The organism is Pseudarthrobacter sp. W1I19 (assembly GCF_030817835.1).
GTDB lineage: Bacteria > Actinomycetota > Actinomycetes > Actinomycetales > Micrococcaceae > Arthrobacter.
Genome location: NZ_JAUSZR010000001.1, coordinates 2,440,461 through 2,456,154, shown reverse-complemented (window position 1 = coordinate 2,456,154; position 15,694 = coordinate 2,440,461). Strand labels below are relative to the sequence as shown.

Sequence of the window (15,694 nt, the reverse complement as noted above, 5' to 3'; positions counted from 1 at the left end):
GCTAACTCATGCATGGTCACCAGGCAGATGCCCAGTACATGAAGGATCTGAAGGAAAGCGCGCCGGAGATGGTCTCCGCGTTCTTCGCGTTCGACAAGGCGGTTTTCGGCAAGAAGACCGGCGTCCTTGACCCCCTCGTCCGGGAACTCATCGCAGTAGGTGTCGCGCTCACCACACAATGCTCCTTCTGTATCGAGGATCACACCAAGCGCGCCGTCACCGCAGGAGCCTCCAAAGCCGACATAGCGGAAACCGTCACGGTTGCTACCGCCCTGCGTGCCGGCGGTGGAGTGACCCACGGGTGGAAAGCGATGAGAAGCATCGCTGAAGGGGACTGAGTAACGCGAAGGCAAGCGGCCACATGGGATGCCTCGTTTAGCCCTTGCCAACGACGTCGGCAACGTGCCCGCATACGTCCCGGGACTGTAAGAAAAACGGTGTGTGAGGGTCCGGCCTGATCCGTAGTTCGGGCACCCGATGGCGGCATGGCCACACCCCGCCAGTCCCTGGCAGCGCGGTTCGAACGAGAACACCAATGGCGGCCTCCGGTAGTACTTCCCGAAGGGCACTTGAGTGTCCACAGCCCAGAACACCTCTCCAAATCGCTGCTGAACCCAACCGCCGCCCACGGAGAGCCTAGATTGGCAGAGTCCTACAGGACGTCTGGCTAGACTGTCTTCATCCGCGGTAGAACCATAAATTGGTGCACGACTGCTGGATTCCGGCGCCCGCGAAGTGGCTCACTTTTCGACCATCGCTGACAGCATCAACAATCTGGATAGGCAAGGGTTTCTAGCAGGCATCTCCCGTGTGCCGATACGGCTCAGCGAGGCGGGTTCTGTCAGCCGAATCCAGATAGGCCAGTCCCTCTTTTCCAGGCCCGCTTGCAGTCGACGAACCTGACCGGTGCCGTAAACATCGTGGCGGGCTCGCAGACCCGGGGTATTGAACACTTCAGTACACGGTATAAGGGACGTTTACGTCCGTTCGACCGGCCAGCGACGCACGATGTGCCGGTGAACTCTCACTATTGCCGGTACTATAAGGACGAAGTCGTCCACTATTTGGGCGGGATAAGTGTTCGATCTGCCACTGTCTGGGAGGATGAATGAGGCTGTGTTTCGCTGAGGTTTTATCGCTCGAAAGAGTGCGTCTGTTGGAAGTCACTGACAGTGAGACGCTTAACAGCTGGCGAAAAGACCTCGTCGAGGAACTGATGAACCCTCAGTCGTCGTACACGTTGGTGTTGCGGGAGCGTCGGGGAGGACGTGATCGGGTCGATTTCCTTGACGGGTGGTGCGAGCTAATCGCCGAAACGTTGGATCGCCTGCTGCAGAGCGGCGCCAGGGGTAGTATTCCGTGTTCGCCAGAGGCGGGCACGAACGCCCGTGCCGACACCCGGAAAACTGCTCTATTGATTCTGGCGGCGCTTCATGGGGGAGGAACCCTTAGTCAGCTGGCAGAAGATCCTCGACCTCTCAACGCCGCGCTCGACCTTGCGTTCGTGCCTCTCTTGCAGCACAGTAAGGGGTCCTAGAAGACGGATACGGCAGGGCGGGGGAGCAAAGCGTTGTGCCGGTACTGCTGACCAGTGGGCCGGTATCAGGGTACTGATGGCTGAAACAAGAAACTTGAACCTCAGCCCAACCGACGGGGGCACGCCGGGAGGAAGGACAACGGCACTGAATGGCGCCCTTGCGTGGACACTCAACTGGGCAGATGTTCCCGCTCGTGCCCGAAGTTGGGGTTTCGTGCCACGACGAGAGCGAGCACGGTGGCGACAAAAGCAAATGCGCTGTAGCCAAGGGCAATCTGCGGAATTGAGAAACTATCGGAAAGGTGTCCTGCAACGAGTGCAGGAATTGTTGCGCCACTATAGCTGAGCAGGTAAATGACGCTGAAGGTTGGGGCCCTGTCGGCCAGGTTGCTGCCATGAAGCAGGTTGCGGGTGGTGGCGCTGATGGCGACGCCTTGAGAGGCGCCGGCGACGAGAGTCGCAGCGATGAACAGCATCAGGGTGCCCGTGGCGATTGCCGCGACAACGCCTATCATCCCAACAAAGAAACTAACCATACCGATGCGCTGGGCGGTTGCGGCGCTAAATCTGCTATTAAGGGGAGCGCCTAAAACACTGGACCCCATATAGGCGGCGAACACCACTCCGACGATGAGTGCGCTACTGGTATGCAGTTGATCTTCTACCAGTGCCGGTACAAAGGCTTGATAGAAGGCTCCGGCTGCCCACGTGGCCAAGAGTATAGCTGCCGCGCTCGGGAGCTGCCCCCCGACTCGTGCGGGCACATGGACACGCGGTCTCAATGACCGCCAGGCACCTGGCCTCCGATTCACAGTTTCGGGGCTGATAGCGATCAATGCCACAGAGACCAGGAGGAGGGCTATGACCACTATGAAGATGAGTTGGCGCGGCCACGGTCCGAACTGGACCAAGGCACCGGAGACGACAGTACCGACGGCCAGGCCGAGCATGATCGTCTGGCTGGAGGCAACCGATGCTAACCAGGCCGGGTGACCGGGCGCCGTGTCGATTATGTAGGCACTTAGGCTGCTACTGGCGAGTCCGGCGCCAAAACCCATCAGCACCCGACAGAAGATCAGGACACCGACGTCGTGCACTTCCAGCAGTAGCAGACAAGCCAGCAAGAGCAGGATCATCCCGGCAATCGAGGTTGGCCGTCGGCCCAGATGACCGGACACTCGCCCCAGCACTAAAAGTGTTATGAGTGTGGCGGCCGAGTAGGAGACGACCGCCATTGAAATATCAGCGTTTGTAAACCCATCCTGTGCGCGGTAGAGGTTGAACAGTGGGATCGTAGAACCGACCGCCGCAAATCCGGCCACCAGCGATATCACCGACGATATGAAGGCCAACCGGAGACGCCTGTCCTGTCCCGCGCCAGGGATTACCGGAACCGTAGCCATAAGGCACCTTCCTGACGTTCTGAATCATCAATTTTGGTCACTTGAGCTCTCTGCCGGGCAGACTGGTTCACTTCGACCAAGAATTCTGCTGCCTCTGAGGCCACACGGACACTTGGAGCGACTACGCGGGCTGAGTCACAGCGGAAGCCTTCGCCCTTCTGGGAGACGTCAGCTCGGCGTCGGTGGCCAGGCTTTGGATCAGAGTGATGTTGCTATGGATTCGAATAGCGGGCCCGCTGATGGGCCGAACCGTAGGGCCGTTCTGAAGAAAACGTGCGGTTTTCAACTAAGGCCCGAATATTGCCCTATGCATCCTCAGCGGAACCCCTCATGCAACACTGTGGGGGGCACGTCCGCTTGCTTAGAATCGAATTGGGCTGTTCGAAAATGGACTGGTTTTCACGGGCGGCTCCTTGCCGGTCGATAGCTCTTCTTACGCCTGGACACGTCCAAGGTGGTGCCAGCAAAGCACTTTTGACTTCCAGGCGGTTAGTGTCGATCTGCGGCTCCGTCTTACTGCTGCCTCGAATCTGCTTTGGAACCTATGAGCTCAATAAGAAAATTGCGGGATGGCTGGTGCCAGGGCGTTCAAGGCCTGATCAGGACCGCCGGCGGCATCGAACGCATCGTTGCCGCCGTGGAGGTCGCCGCGGGACCCGTACGGGAAGTCCATGAGGAGATTGATGATGAAGATCCCCTTCGCGGACCTGCTGCACGGGTTCATCGCCCCGCCGGAGCAGCACACATCGGTCGACCCCGTCTCGTGAAGTGCCTACTCCGAACATTAGTCAGTAGCTCGGGCAGCGACAGGCTCATCGGCCAGGTATCCGTTGCTAGCCAGATAGGCGCGAATTTTGCGGCGTGCGTCAAATACAGTCTTGTAAATAGCGCCCCTATTCGATCCCGACTGAGCAGCCATGGTGTTTATGGGAACTCCATCGATCACGATTGCGACGAAGAGTCGACGCTGGTGATCTGTCAAGGTCTCAGTCAGGGCCCTACGCACAGCGGCACTAAGTTCCCTGTGCTGTGTCTGCTCGAGTGGGTCTTCTGTGATCACGGCGGGTAGCCGCTCGTATTCCTCAACATCAAGGGACGCCGAAGGGGTCCGCCAAAAGTGGCGGCTGAGCTTGTTGGAGACCTCCAGCGCCACAAAGCGATATGCCCACGTCGTGAATCGACTTTCTCCGCGGAAGGTATCGAGCTTTCCCAGAAGCGAGACCATGGCATCGTTGGCGGCCTGATGTGCAAGGTCATCAAGTTCTGGCCCGCTGACTCTGAATGCGGGCCCGCGCCGGTATGCCAGATGAGTGGCGATCCTCAGCATCATTTCATGGAGACGTGCTAACGCGGTTTCACGGTTAGCACTGCCAGCGAGGAGCGCCGTGAGCAACGTTGTGGAGTCAATGTCCATGTTGATGTATCCAATTCGGTGAGTGCGCCGCGGCCCATTGCGTGGTCAAATCTGGCGCAAGCTGTTCTGCAAGTGAGGTGGGGCTCTGCGTGTGCCGTCATCGAGTTGGATGGGCGGTTGGTCCCGATAGAGCTCGGTCGCTTCTCGAAGAATAGAGAACGATTACGTCCACAATAGAACGAGGCGGGGCATCAGGGCAAGGGTGATTGGGCTACAGCCTCACATCGCGAGTCACGACCCTAGGCTTACTCACGCCCGAAGCGCCGAGGCTTCCAAGGATGCGCTGTCCGTTCATGATCAGACGCTTCGTGATCAATGGGGAAAAACTACTGGACGATTTAGTCCCGTTAGGGTAGGAATAGAAGTGTGTCCGATGACAGATTCGGGAGCACGTCGGCCAGCCTCCCGGGCGGCCGGAGCCATCGAACGGCAGGAGCCAGGATGTCTGAGAACCGCTTTATCAGTGACGTCATAAGCGCCAGTGCAGAGACGCAAACGGACCGAGCCCAACTGACCGACATGGTTGTGGAGGCGCAGACCGGCTCGCCGCCGGTCAAAAACAGCGATGGCGGGCCAAGCGACAGTTCAATCCTGAACTTTGCTCTCAGCCTGGAGTACCTTGAAGCCGAGTTCTACTTACGCGGCGCAACGGGACAGGGTCTACCCGACGATTTGGTGGGCGGAACGGGAACGCCGGGACCGGTGTCAGGCGGCCGACAAGTTCACTTTCAGAGTCCCTTGGTCAAGAACATCGCCCGAGAAATCGCCATGGATGAACGCGCCCACGTCGTGTTCCTCCGCGACGCACTAGGCAGCGCAGCCGTAGCGCGTCCACGCATATCTCTCGATCACAGTTTCACTGCTGCAGCGACCGCTGCAGGCTTGGTCAAGCCCGGCGAGATCTTCGACCCGTACGCGAACGACCGTAACTTCCTCTTCGCCGCCTTTCTCTTCGAAGATGTGGGAGTTACCGCTTTCAAGGGGGCAGCGCCATTCATCTCCAATAAGACCTACCTTGACGCAGCAGCGGGCCTTCTCGCCACAGAGGCTTACCACGCGGGGATCATTAGGGCTTCCCTGTACAACGAAGGACTTGTGGACGAATCAGTGTTTGATGCTGTGCGAAAGCTTTCCACAGTTAGGAATGCCGTCAGCGGGCCAGCAGAGGATGATCAAGACCTCGGCACCAGGGACGAAGCCAACCTGATTCCAACCGACGAACACGGGCGGGCATTCGGCCGCACACCAGCAGAGATCCTTAACATCGTCTACCTCGACGCCCAGGCGGGAGCTGCCGGAGGTTTCTACCCTGACGGAATCAACGGAACGATCGTGCACGGCACGGGGCCCCGCACGAATTAATCACTTGCCTCAAACTGCATACGCCGACGAGGCTCGCGTGGTGGGCGCGCATCAGAAGCGTGATGGAGCACCTGCGTCGCCTGCAGTGCCGAGGGCTAAACGCTATGAAGGGGGAGGAATTCAGTGTCTAAAACCGACAGACCTACGGTCAGAAATGGCGACCGAATCGACGCGGGCGAAATAGCGGACGCCGTGACAAGAGCACCCCTAGCCTATTCCGGTGAGGCCACCCAGGTGTTCACTCCTGGCGGTATCACGACCTACACCGAGAACGGGAACCGCACATACGGAAAGTGGGGGGTGAATGATCAGGGGCAGTTCTGGTCCTTCTGGCCCCCGACCTACTGTGCGACCTATGACGTCTGCTGGATTGTGGACGCCAAGGATGAAGTCATCGGTGTCCGCTTCATCGACGTCCCCGGGGGAGCTGTTTCAGAAGGACGGTACCTGCCGAGGCTCCGTCCGTTCAGCGCTGGCGCGCACCAGTAGCGCCCTTCACCCAGAAGCCAGGCGTGTACTTGGCCCAGAAGCCTGAGTAAGCACCAGTAGCTATCAATAGAAGGAAAGATCTAAATGCCCGACATGGATTACCGCAAAGAGCCGGAAAAAATTTCCCAACTCACGCCCGATCAATACAAAGTTACGCAGGAAGCCGCGACCGAGCCTGCATTCCGAAACGAATTCTGGGACAACCGTGATGCCGGCCTGTATGTCGATATCGTCTCCGGCGAGCCGTTGTTCGCGTCCATCAACAAGTTCAATAGCGGTACGGGATGGCCCAGCTTCACCGTGCCGATTGACCGCGACAACATCGTCCTGAATAAGGACAATAGCCATGGCATGGTGCGAACTGAGGTACGGTCCAAGCACGGCGAGAGTCATTTGGGGCATCTATTCGATGACGGTCCGATTGACCAGGGAGGGTTGCGCTACTGCATCAACTCTGCGGCCTTGCGTTTCGTTCCGGTGGATCAGCTTCAGGCCTCGGGGTACGGACAGTTCCGCGACCTCTTCGCCTCGGACGTAGCCTCGTGAGCCGCGACCGTGTGATCCTGGCAAGCGGTTGCTTCTGGGGTGCCCAGGAATTGCTTCGAAAGAAGCCCGGTGTCATCTCCACCCTCGCCGGGTATTCCGGAGGAACTACGCAGGACGCAACGTACCGCAACCATGGGGACCACGCTGAAAGCGTTGAAATCGTTTTTGATCCGGACCAAATTACCTTCCGGGAGTTACTCGAGTTTTTCTTCCAGATCCACAATCCCTCCACACTCGATCGACAGGGTAACGACGTGGGCCGCAGCTACCGCTCCGCAATTTTCTATACCAGCGACGAACAGAGGCAGATGGCGCTGGAAACCATCCAGGACGTAGACGCGTCAGGGCTTTGGCCTGGGAAGGTCGTAACCGAAGTAGCGCCGGCTGGTCACTTTTGGGAAGCAGAGGACGTACACCAGGACTATCTGCAAAAGTACCCGGCGGGCTACACATGCCACTACGTCCGACCTGAGTGGAAGCTCCCGCATCGAGAGAGCCAGACCACAGACGCTCGCTAGCCGTTGTGGAAGCTAAGAAATCCACGAGAACAATTTATGGAAGGAGGCCCCCGAATGGCAGTTTTCGGAGGTCAACGCCACCGGTATGACAATCCCTCTCTGCCGCCCGGCCAGTTTTTGACGGACTCATTCCCGGTGTTGTCAGCAGGCCCGACTCCGTCGATTGCTGCAGACGACTGGGAGTTCACCATTCGTACTGAAACGGGAAAGACCCGTCGGTGGAATTGGGCCCAGTTTATGGCTCTCCCGTCGGAGGACATTACCGTCGACATCCACTGCGTAACCAGTTGGTCGAAACTGGGCACCGGCTGGAGAGGCGTTTCACTGGATACTTTGTTCGATGGTGTCGAGACGGGGTTCGAGTTCGTGATGGCCCATTCATACGGCGGCTACACCACAAATCTTCCCCTCGAGGAAGTCCTCGCTGGGCGGGCATGGATCGCCCACGAGTACGACGGTAAGAAGCTCGCTCCGGAACACGGGGGGCCAGCACGTCTCTTGATTCCCCACCTGTATTTCTGGAAGAGCGCCAAATGGGTGCGCGGACTTGTCATGCAGGACAAGAACGCTCCAGGGTTTTGGGAGCGGAACGGCTACAACCTACACGGAGATCCGTGGCGGGAAGAACGTTACGCGTGACACGGACCGCCATGGGCTGGTTTACCGGCAGCCTCGTGAATGCGCACCCCTTAACCGAGTCTGCTCGGAGTATCACCTTCGCCGTTCCGGGCTGGACGGGGAATGCGGCAGGCCAGCACGTCGATGTCCGACTAACTGCGCCGGACGGTTACCAGGCTGTTCGCTCGTACTCTATCGCCAGTGTCGGCGCCGGTGAAGAAATTGAGCTCGCTATCGACCGACTTCCAGACGGCGAAGTGTCTCCATTCCTAGTCGACGATCTCGAACTCGGTGATCGGGTCGAGCTGCGTGGACCGCTTGGCGGTTGGTTCGTGTGGCGACCCGACCAGTGCAAACCCGTCCAGCTAGTCGCCGGCGGCTCCGGGGTTGTTCCCCTGCTGGCGATGATGCGTGCGCACACCGACTCGGGAAGCTTGGCGCCTATGCGGCTTCTCTATTCGATTCGAACTCCAGATGACGCATTCTTCCGCGATGAACTACTTCGGCATTCGTCCACGTCACCCACTACCTGGCACTACAGCCGTGCCGTCCCGCCGGGCTGGTCTCGCGCTGCCGGTCGACTCACAGCTGAGGACCTGAGAGTGGAAACGCTGCCACCGGAACAAGTACCACTCATTTACATTTGCGGTCCCACAGGATTTGTCGAAGCCGTATCCAGCGGCCTTGTTGAGCTTGGGCATTCGGCTGAGAATATTCGCACTGAACGATTCGGCGGCAATTGATGGACAACCTCGACGGGAATGTTCTTGCAGGGCCAACCAGTGATATTTTCGGATTCGACCTGACGTCAAGCCAAGGTCAATGTCAGTTTTGTGAGGATATCGCAGTACTAGGCCAGTCCATGGTTTATGGCATGCCGATGGGTTTCGTTGCACGCTGCCGAAGGTGCGGCCACGTCCTCATGGTCATCATGGAACACGCGGGGCGGAAGTCTTTCAGCGCACAAGGGCTCCGCTGGCTTAGACCATCGGAAATCGGCGGATTCCATGAATGACAGCGACGGCTGGACATTGTCGCTTCAGACGAAGCTACGAGGACGACCCGGCACTACGGGCGCGGCGTGACTTCGCGTTCCATGCTCGGTTTCCGATGTGGACCGGTTGAAACGCCAGGTAGCGCGAGCTTTCCCAGATTTCAGCTATCTGCACCTGGATGGGCTAACGTCGGCGGCGCTTACAGAATGCGCTGGCTGACTTTCGACGCACTGGGTGCATGTTCTTGACTTCTCTCACCGACCCTTGGGCACTTATTGTTCGTTAGGACTGTACTATCATATTTGTCCCTTTTCCGCAGGACTCTTTTGATCCCAGGTGAACAATTTTACCGGCCTTTTAAATGCGGCCGTAAATTCCTTTGCCGGTGATTCTATTCTCAGTTCAGTGAACGTGCCGGTCGTTATTGGAAACGTCACGGTTTTACCGAAGACTTTGTTTCTGCCGCGCTGCTGCGTCGTTGATTCCAGCATCACTCGCTGAGGAAATGATTCTTCTCTCGAGGAAACTAAGATCGGAAAAGCTAACAACTCGGACTTAGATGTACAGGACCGTTCAAACTACCGGCCCACGGCGATCGAAACGGCGAGGCTCTCGCGCATCCGACGCGTACTTGGATGCCATCGAATCAACCCTCCGGAAAGTCGGCAAGCGGAAAACATGGTCCGGTCAAGGCCGCGAACTGATGAGGGACAGCATAGTTTTCACTGCTTCCTCAAGAGTTCCCTGCTTTCATCCGGCCACGTGGAATGCTCTGGTCTGGAGCGGGATGCTGGTCTCACGTTCGTTACACTCGTGCCCCGCCATGAACTTTCGAGGTTTTGCTCGCTCCTCTGGAAAGATCTGAGGAAGTCAGGGTCCTCGCGGGGACGCCAGGAAAACCACAACCGAACTTGGGGTGCGTACGGGGGATCGCCCTCGGCGTAGGACCGCTTATCGCGTCGACAACGCCAGGAAAGCTCCCCGGACGTAAAATGGCTTTGTGGAGGAGAACTTTCAGAAAGCCGTGGCAGGACGTTTGACTGTACGTGGCGAGAAGACACGGTCTCGAATCGTCACGACCGCAGCTGACCTGATACGCGTACGCGGAGTCGGTGGAACCACCCTGGATGATGTCGCTTTAGTGAGCAAGGTCAGCAAGTCACAGTTATACCGCCACTTTGAAGATAAGCCCGCCCTGGTGCGAGCAGTAATAGACTTCGTGGGGGAGCGCCGGATCGCTGGCGAACGGGAGCGGCTGGGCAACGTTAGAACGTTCGCTGGCTTACGGCGCTGGAGAGATGCGGTAGTCGAAACGAATGCCCTGCACGAGGGTAAATACGGGTGTTCCTTGGGTTCGTTAGCGAACGAGGTCGCCGACCAGGACGCAATTGCCCGTAAGAAGCTCCACGAGCTCTTCACTGCTTGGGAAGAACTTTTCGCGGATCTCCTTCGCCGCTTCCAACAGGATGGACTCATCCCCCAGGACGCCGACATCGATCAACTCGCCACAGGATTCATCGCAGCTCTTCAAGGGGGGTATTTGCTGGCTCAGACGTCACGGGATGTCACGCCAATGGCGACCGCTCTTGATGTCTCAATCGCACATCTCAGCCTTCTCTCTCGCGAACCAAGTGAAGTCGTCTAGCAACAACACCGAGAGGATCGGTGTCAATGCTGGCGTCAACTGCGTCGTCTGCGAACGTCCTCACCGGGACGTTCACAGAATCAACACGCCCAAGCTCAGTTGGATCAGTATTCCCGTGTTCCGGCACTGTTAGGAGCGGGGACTTTAGTTCGGACATCGCGCAAGTCCAGGTTCCTGACACCCTCTACAACCTGAGCCAGAGCAGCGGTAGGCAGGGCGCCTGCCTGGTTGAAAACGATGACACCCTGACGGAACGCCATCAGTGTCGGAATCGCCGAGATCCCCGCTGCCGCCGCAACGCGCTGCGCTACCTCCGTATCCAGCTTCCCGTGAACTATATCGGGATTATCTTCTGCGGATTTTTCGAAAATCGGGGCAAATTGCCGGCAAGGACCGCACCAGGGGGCCCAAAAGTCAACGAGGACAATGTCGTTATCCTTGAGGGTGGTCTCGAAACTTTCGTCCGTAAGTTCGACGACTGCCATTGTTTTTCTCCTTAATATAACTTATCGATTTTATATAGCCCTGCTCGATCTGAGGTGGGGTCACGCGTTGGGTGACGCCGAGCATGAACCGTATCGAGCAGGTCGGCGTACTCGGCGTGAGAAACAATAAATTCTGCTGCGAATGGGCATTTCACAGCGAGAGTTTCGCCCCGAGTGCGAATCTTGTCCAAGACACCTCTGAGAAGCTTCGAGGGGATTCCCTTGCCTCTAAACTCTGGAAACACGGATGTCACGAGAAGTGTAACGAGGTTGCCGACTTTGCGGTACGCAATGCCACCGACAATTACGCCCTCCATTACTGCCTCGTATATGCCAACGTCACTGTTATCGGAAATAAGGATTTCGTCCGTATCGGGAAGGCGCTTCATGACTGCCTGTACAGCATTAATGCAGTGTTGCTCCTTCTTGGTGCAACCAAACGAGTCTTCCACATTGCGTGGCATGTCATCTCCTTGATGTTTATCTAAGCAGTCTTCCTGTCAGGTGAATGGCGTTTATTTACCGGGCATGTCCCTGAGTTCCCATACCGCCCCTGTCCGGCTACCCTCCCGTCCAAAGAGATGGGCGAGGAGGGCCAAAGCGGATCCATGCGGTGTGATTACGTGGTCTGAATGGCTGTTTTCGGCCGAAGCGGCCGCGCCCCCGGTGAGTTGCGGATCGCGGCTTGGCACATCAGAATCGACTCCTCCTGGCTGGTAGATGTTGCCCGTCACATCTGTGCCGTCAAGTTCGGCTGCGAGATGTCGACTGTGGATTTCGAGAGTCATCTCCGCGGCTTGCAATGTCGATACCGATTTCGTTGTCCGCGCCGGCCATCAGTGTTGTGGATGCATGGAGGCCTACCGGTCCTGCCAGTCACTTTTTCTTTCGTGCGCAACAATGCATGTCCTCCCACACTCCTCCAGCGAACCCTTTATCCGCCTATGTCTCTCGTGTCGCTCTACTGTGTGTCCATGAGTGTCGAGATTTTCCGCGGTCTTACCAACGAGCCCGATCGCTTGCATCCCGGCCGACTACTTCGGTTACAGCTGTGGCTTCCGTTGTTGTAAGACTCCCAGCCTTTGCGCCACTAACGAGCAAAGGAATCGACAGGGGAGGCAAACGGATGCCTAGCAGCAATGACAGCAACTTCTTTGAATACTCAGCCGAGAACTTTGGCCTACTTCCACCTGATGAGAGCCTGGACGGTGATGAGCTCGGCGATGACATCGAGGAAACCGGGTACTCGCCATTGGACAGGCGGCCGGCTGACCTCTCGTGGGGTTTTACGGAGCGCGAAGCGCGATCCCATGAATCTCTGTCCGACAGGCTCGCACGAGAAATCCCCGAGGAGACAGGCGAATTTCTCGGAGACGGTATCGGTGACACTACTGACACCGACGGAGAGCTAATAGACGATCAGGTTGGTTCGGTTCGGGCCGGTCGCTTGACCTGGGCTTTTCCTGACAGTTTCGACCCCGCCGAAGACTATCTGGCGAACGACATCGGTATAGACGGGGGAGGTGCGTCCGCCGAAGAAGCTGCCATGCACATTGTCATCGATCCTGATGACCTTCCTTGAGTAACGTCTGCTCTTTCCGGCGGAAGATCAGCTGAGCTATTGCAGACCGCCGCCGAGATAAGTTCCGTTGCATGAATCCACCAAGGTACTTGGGCTTCCAACAGCGCCAGCCTGTTGACCCAATCGTCCGTTAAATAGGAGTATCGCAAGGCAAGTACGCGGCACACTCCGATGCCCTCAGCGCCTGTCGTATCACCGACCGCGTTGCAGTGTCACATTTCTAGGGGCTTGCACGGTAAGACGCGGAGTATTAATGCCGCTAAAGCTACAACGGAAGAACTGCCGTGTAGGCCCATATCAACTAAAGGGAGCTTCGTAATGAAAGCAGTAGTGGTGACGGATCAGTCCGCTGGAACAGCCGGGATGAGAGTGGGGGAACGGCCACAGCCGTCGGCAGCGATAAATGATGTCATCGTTGAGATTCACGCTGCGGGATTCGTCCCGACAGAGGTGGATTGGCCTTCAACCTGGACCGATCGTGCCGGACGAGATCGGGCACCCTCCATCCTCGGCCACGAACTGGCCGGCGTCGTGACCTCGCTCGGTTACGGCACGACGGGGCTGACTGTGGGTCAACGCGTGTTTGGTATCTCGGACTGGCATCGAGACGGCACCTTGGCGGAGTACGTCGCAATTGAGGCACGAAATCTTGCTCCGTTGCCGGGCGATGTGGACTTCACGGTCGCCGCGAGCCTGCCAATCTCGGGCTTGACCGCGTGGCAGGGACTTTTCGCCCACGGCCGCCTCGAATCGGGGCAAAGCATCCTCGTGCACGGAGCGGCGGGAGCAGTCGGGACGATGGTAACTCAGCTTGCACGCGAGACCGGCGCCTACGTCATCGGGACCGGACGCACTGCCGACCGGCAAAAGACCCTTGACTTCGGAGCACACGAGTTCGTCGACCTCAGTAACGACAACTTGCGTGATATCGGCGAAGTCGACCTTGTATTCGACGTGATCGGGGGTGACATCCAGAAGCAGTCTGCGTCCCTGATCCGTCCCGGTGGGACCCTGGTAAGCATCACCGGGCCGGTCGAAGCCCACCCGAAGGATGGCCTGGCAGTGGATTTCGTTGTCGAATCGGATCGTCGCCAGCTGGGGGAGATTGTCAGGCGAATCCGGGATGGACGACTGCGGACGAACATCGGCAACATTGGCCAAATGGAGGACGCAATCAGTGACCTCAACCCTGCCGAGCGACGGAACGGGAAGACGATCATCCAGGTGCGTCCGTAGAGGACAGCCCCATCAGAGTGAACAATAACGAAAGGGAAGTCCATGGCCGAACCAGCTGAGCCAACTCACTACGATTTTGAATACCTAGATCAAGCCGGTTATCCGGATGGGAAGGGAACCCTTAGCCAAGACCAGGCCGTCCTCATCGACGAAATCCTCGATGATCCCCATGCGCCCGCCTTCGACTTCTATGTGGTCAACGACGAGAAATCCGGGATCTACGAAGCGATTGTTGGTGACACTGAGATTGCTGGCCTTCCATACACAGCGGCCGGCAACGACAGACTCGTACTTCTGGCTACCTCAGTGTTCCCCGACTACCGCAAACAAGGTGTGGCCACCGAGCTGATACGGCGTGTCCTCGACGATGTACGCGCGCAGGGCAAAACGGTCACGATCATGTGCCCAATTGTCCGAACGTTCATTAAGCGGAACCCTGGCTACGCAGACCTCATCAACGCCGCCCATCCAGGAGTGACCAGCCGGTCGCAACACTCCTAGACCCAGGACTACTCGATCAGTCCAAAGAAAGTTTAACGTGACAACTAAGCTTGACACCGAAGCAGCCCACCGCCAGGAGCGGAACGCAACGCTCATCGCGGCCCTCCAAGACGAGGCTCGCAACGAGGGGGAGTCGGGTTGGGAACTCGACGTAATCAACGATGCGGAGCGTGGTCGGTGGATCGCAGCTCTTGGTGCCGAAGCGATTGGGGAACTTACCTATCGTTTCGTCGACGGCCGTATCGTTCTCCTTTCAACCTGGGTCAGCCCTGCCTACCGCAACCATCGGGTGGCGACAGAGCTCATCGCCCGCGTGTTGGATGAAATACGGGAGAGCGGAAAGAAGATAACGATCATCTGCCCGGTAGTGGGCGAATTCATCGCACGTAAGACGCAGTACCTCGATCTCATCGACAAGGTCCACCCTGGCTCCGGCGCCTATCCCAAGCATCATTCGTCAGAGGACCAGAACGCCGACAACAAAATCAATGCCTTTCAGGCTGATCTCACGTAGCTTGACTCACCGTCTTGTGTTCGAGCGCATTGGATTCAGTTACGGGCAATGTGCTTGTACATGGCATTTCGGAACCGGAGTGATCACACTCAACTTCAGTGGGAGGACTCAAGCCAGGGGGCTAAATACGGTCCGCTACGGGTTGGTAGCAAACGTGGATGGAGCACTTCGAGGAAATGAAAGCGGAATACTGAGCGAAAATGAGGTACCCAAATGTTTCTGATGAGAGTTCGACGTGTCGCAAGTGCACTCGGTTCACTACGGCGATGTCTTCACCCATCCTGGTGGGCATATATGCTCTTGGGCCCGGCCTCCCGCGGTGACTATTTTGCTCCGGTCGTGCACCTGAATGATGAGTTCGAGCGAGCCTCTGAAGTGGACCTCGCTGGATTTGCGGTGGAGACTGACGCGGATGCCTACCGGTATGCCGTTCGGCAGTCGGACCTTCCAAAAGAACGCGAGTGAACCCGTATCGGGGAAGTCAAAGATATGCCCCGTGTTGGAGACTGGGCCGTGAGAGCTATCGCCTCCGGTTGTCTCGCACAAAGATGCAGGAAGTTGAACCGTCTCAGTCTCTTCCACTTCCGCTCTCCAAATGAAGGAGCCCGATCTTAGGGCGGCAGTCCGGTCGTTGATCGATGCTGGCCGTCTCTCCGTGATGGAGCTCTGGCTTCAATACTGGGCTTTAGGAGGAAACGCGGGGATCCTTGAACTGGATGCCTTCATTCACAACGTTCCCCTGCTTGGTGGCGTGGAGGTCCAAGTCTTGGCGGACGCCCTGAAGGACCTCACCGAAGGGTGAAACCAACAAGCTCGGCCGGCTGCCCCGTGCTAAAGCGGCGTGGTCTA

20 protein-coding genes and 1 pseudogene are annotated in these 15,694 nt (G+C 57.7%); 16 read left to right on the top strand and 5 right to left on the bottom strand.

Annotated features, from left to right (window positions below; translation table 11 throughout):
- Positions 1-8: 8 nt before the first annotated feature.
- The 3 genes and pseudogenes from QF038_RS11605 to QF038_RS11600 all read left to right on the top strand — a co-directional run bounded on the left by QF038_RS11605 (position 9) and on the right by QF038_RS11600 (position 1,537).
- The gene (locus QF038_RS11605; RefSeq protein WP_307610289.1) at positions 9-338 is read left to right on the top strand and encodes a carboxymuconolactone decarboxylase family protein; all 330 of its coding nucleotides are present in this window, start codon (positions 9-11) and stop codon (positions 336-338) included.
- 157 nt (positions 339-495) lie between these two features.
- Positions 496-699: pseudogene (locus tag QF038_RS22330) on the top strand (IS30 family transposase); the annotation flags it as partial.
- A gap of 457 nt (positions 700-1,156) precedes the next feature.
- Positions 1,157-1,537 carry a hypothetical protein gene (locus tag QF038_RS11600; RefSeq protein ID WP_307610288.1) on the top strand — a complete coding sequence of 127 codons (381 nt, stop codon included), beginning with the start codon at positions 1,157-1,159 and terminating at the stop codon, positions 1,535-1,537.
- Positions 1,538-1,707: 170 nt separating this feature from the next.
- Here QF038_RS11600 and QF038_RS11595 read toward each other — a convergent pair whose 3' ends face one another.
- The 3 genes from QF038_RS11595 to QF038_RS11585 form a co-directional block, all read right to left on the bottom strand.
- Positions 1,708-2,889, bottom strand: coding sequence for an MFS transporter (locus QF038_RS11595; protein ID WP_307610287.1), 1,182 nt, complete (start codon positions 2,887-2,889; stop codon positions 1,708-1,710).
- 601 nt (positions 2,890-3,490) lie between these two features.
- The gene (locus tag QF038_RS11590; protein ID WP_307610286.1) at positions 3,491-3,613 is read right to left on the bottom strand and encodes a hypothetical protein; all 123 of its coding nucleotides are present in this window, start codon (positions 3,611-3,613) and stop codon (positions 3,491-3,493) included.
- A gap of 111 nt (positions 3,614-3,724) precedes the next feature.
- Positions 3,725-4,354, bottom strand: a complete 630-nt coding sequence (locus QF038_RS11585; RefSeq protein ID WP_307610285.1) for a sigma-70 family RNA polymerase sigma factor — start codon at positions 4,352-4,354, stop codon at positions 3,725-3,727.
- Positions 4,355-4,795: 441 nt separating this feature from the next.
- On the opposite strand from QF038_RS11585, the gene QF038_RS11580 reads away from it, so the two are divergent.
- From QF038_RS11580 to QF038_RS11550, 8 genes are all read left to right on the top strand, one after another.
- Positions 4,796-5,716 carry a ferritin-like domain-containing protein gene (locus QF038_RS11580; RefSeq protein WP_307610284.1) on the top strand — a complete coding sequence of 307 codons (921 nt, stop codon included), beginning with the start codon at positions 4,796-4,798 and terminating at the stop codon, positions 5,714-5,716.
- Positions 5,717-5,839: 123 nt separating this feature from the next.
- Entirely contained in the window at positions 5,840-6,205 is a 366-nt protein-coding gene (locus QF038_RS11575; RefSeq protein ID WP_307610283.1) for a hypothetical protein, read from the top strand.
- 84 nt (positions 6,206-6,289) lie between these two features.
- Complete coding sequence (gene msrB / locus QF038_RS11570; protein WP_307610282.1) at positions 6,290-6,751, top strand: peptide-methionine (R)-S-oxide reductase MsrB; 462 nt, start codon at positions 6,290-6,292, stop codon at positions 6,749-6,751.
- Positions 6,748-7,269: a peptide-methionine (S)-S-oxide reductase MsrA gene (gene msrA / locus QF038_RS11565; RefSeq protein WP_307610281.1), complete on the top strand. Its 522-nt coding sequence runs from the start codon at positions 6,748-6,750 to the stop codon at positions 7,267-7,269. The genes msrB and msrA overlap by 4 nt, the downstream gene beginning before the upstream one ends.
- Before the next feature lie 54 nt (positions 7,270-7,323).
- Positions 7,324-7,908, top strand: coding sequence for a sulfite oxidase-like oxidoreductase (locus tag QF038_RS11560; RefSeq protein ID WP_307610280.1), 585 nt, complete (start codon positions 7,324-7,326; stop codon positions 7,906-7,908).
- The gene (locus tag QF038_RS11555) at positions 7,905-8,630 is read left to right on the top strand and encodes a ferredoxin reductase (protein ID WP_307610279.1); all 726 of its coding nucleotides are present in this window, start codon (positions 7,905-7,907) and stop codon (positions 8,628-8,630) included. The genes QF038_RS11560 and QF038_RS11555 overlap by 4 nt, the downstream gene beginning before the upstream one ends.
- Positions 8,630-8,902, top strand: a complete 273-nt coding sequence (locus QF038_RS22325; RefSeq protein WP_373461557.1) for a DUF6510 family protein — start codon at positions 8,630-8,632, stop codon at positions 8,900-8,902. Before QF038_RS11555 ends, QF038_RS22325 begins: the two co-directional genes overlap by 1 nt.
- A 980-nt stretch (positions 8,903-9,882) precedes the next feature.
- Positions 9,883-10,527: a TetR/AcrR family transcriptional regulator gene (locus QF038_RS11550; RefSeq protein ID WP_307610278.1), complete on the top strand. Its 645-nt coding sequence runs from the start codon at positions 9,883-9,885 to the stop codon at positions 10,525-10,527.
- A gap of 104 nt (positions 10,528-10,631) precedes the next feature.
- Here the strand turns inward: QF038_RS11550 and trxA are convergent, their stop codons facing one another.
- Both trxA and QF038_RS11540 read right to left on the bottom strand, forming a co-directional pair.
- Entirely contained in the window at positions 10,632-11,012 is a 381-nt protein-coding gene (gene trxA, locus QF038_RS11545; protein WP_307610277.1) for a thioredoxin, read from the bottom strand.
- An 11-nt stretch (positions 11,013-11,023) separates the two neighbouring features.
- Positions 11,024-11,476: a GNAT family N-acetyltransferase gene (locus tag QF038_RS11540; RefSeq protein WP_307610276.1), complete on the bottom strand. Its 453-nt coding sequence runs from the start codon at positions 11,474-11,476 to the stop codon at positions 11,024-11,026.
- A gap of 662 nt (positions 11,477-12,138) precedes the next feature.
- On the opposite strand from QF038_RS11540, the gene QF038_RS11535 reads away from it, so the two are divergent.
- The 5 genes from QF038_RS11535 (at position 12,139) to QF038_RS11515 (ending at position 15,647) form a co-directional block, all read left to right on the top strand.
- Positions 12,139-12,594, top strand: coding sequence for a DUF5709 domain-containing protein (locus tag QF038_RS11535; protein ID WP_307610275.1), 456 nt, complete (start codon positions 12,139-12,141; stop codon positions 12,592-12,594).
- 318 nt (positions 12,595-12,912) lie between these two features.
- Positions 12,913-13,830 (top strand): NADP-dependent oxidoreductase, encoded by a 918-nt coding sequence (locus tag QF038_RS11530; RefSeq protein ID WP_307610274.1) that lies wholly within the window; start codon positions 12,913-12,915, stop codon positions 13,828-13,830.
- A gap of 42 nt (positions 13,831-13,872) precedes the next feature.
- Complete coding sequence (locus QF038_RS11525; RefSeq protein WP_307610273.1) at positions 13,873-14,331, top strand: GNAT family N-acetyltransferase; 459 nt, start codon at positions 13,873-13,875, stop codon at positions 14,329-14,331.
- A 37-nt stretch (positions 14,332-14,368) separates the two neighbouring features.
- Entirely contained in the window at positions 14,369-14,845 is a 477-nt protein-coding gene (locus tag QF038_RS11520) for a GNAT family N-acetyltransferase (RefSeq protein WP_307610272.1), read from the top strand.
- 595 nt (positions 14,846-15,440) lie between these two features.
- Positions 15,441-15,647 carry a hypothetical protein gene (locus tag QF038_RS11515; protein ID WP_307610271.1) on the top strand — a complete coding sequence of 69 codons (207 nt, stop codon included), beginning with the start codon at positions 15,441-15,443 and terminating at the stop codon, positions 15,645-15,647.
- Positions 15,648-15,694 lie beyond the last annotated feature (47 nt).

What these genes read in the sequence shown, in the direction of transcription:
- QF038_RS11605 (WP_307610289.1), top strand. Translation starts at nt 9, where the DNA reads ATGCATGGTCACCAGGCAGATGCCCAGTACATGAAGGATCTGAAGGAA.
- QF038_RS11590 (WP_307610286.1), bottom strand. Translation starts at nt 3,613, where the DNA reads ATGGACTTCCCGTACGGGTCCCGCGGCGACCTCCACGGCGGCAACGAT.
- QF038_RS11585 (WP_307610285.1), bottom strand. Translation starts at nt 4,354, where the DNA reads ATGGACATTGACTCCACAACGTTGCTCACGGCGCTCCTCGCTGGCAGT.
- QF038_RS11580 (WP_307610284.1), top strand. Translation starts at nt 4,796, where the DNA reads ATGTCTGAGAACCGCTTTATCAGTGACGTCATAAGCGCCAGTGCAGAG.
- msrB (WP_307610282.1), top strand. Translation starts at nt 6,290, where the DNA reads ATGCCCGACATGGATTACCGCAAAGAGCCGGAAAAAATTTCCCAACTC.
- QF038_RS11560 (WP_307610280.1), top strand. Translation starts at nt 7,324, where the DNA reads ATGGCAGTTTTCGGAGGTCAACGCCACCGGTATGACAATCCCTCTCTG.
- QF038_RS22325 (WP_373461557.1), top strand. Translation starts at nt 8,630, where the DNA reads ATGGACAACCTCGACGGGAATGTTCTTGCAGGGCCAACCAGTGATATT.
- trxA (WP_307610277.1), bottom strand. Translation starts at nt 11,012, where the DNA reads ATGGCAGTCGTCGAACTTACGGACGAAAGTTTCGAGACCACCCTCAAG.
- QF038_RS11540 (WP_307610276.1), bottom strand. Translation starts at nt 11,476, where the DNA reads ATGCCACGCAATGTGGAAGACTCGTTTGGTTGCACCAAGAAGGAGCAA.
- QF038_RS11535 (WP_307610275.1), top strand. Translation starts at nt 12,139, where the DNA reads ATGCCTAGCAGCAATGACAGCAACTTCTTTGAATACTCAGCCGAGAAC.
- QF038_RS11530 (WP_307610274.1), top strand. Translation starts at nt 12,913, where the DNA reads ATGAAAGCAGTAGTGGTGACGGATCAGTCCGCTGGAACAGCCGGGATG.
- QF038_RS11525 (WP_307610273.1), top strand. Translation starts at nt 13,873, where the DNA reads ATGGCCGAACCAGCTGAGCCAACTCACTACGATTTTGAATACCTAGAT.
- QF038_RS11515 (WP_307610271.1), top strand. Translation starts at nt 15,441, where the DNA reads ATGAAGGAGCCCGATCTTAGGGCGGCAGTCCGGTCGTTGATCGATGCT.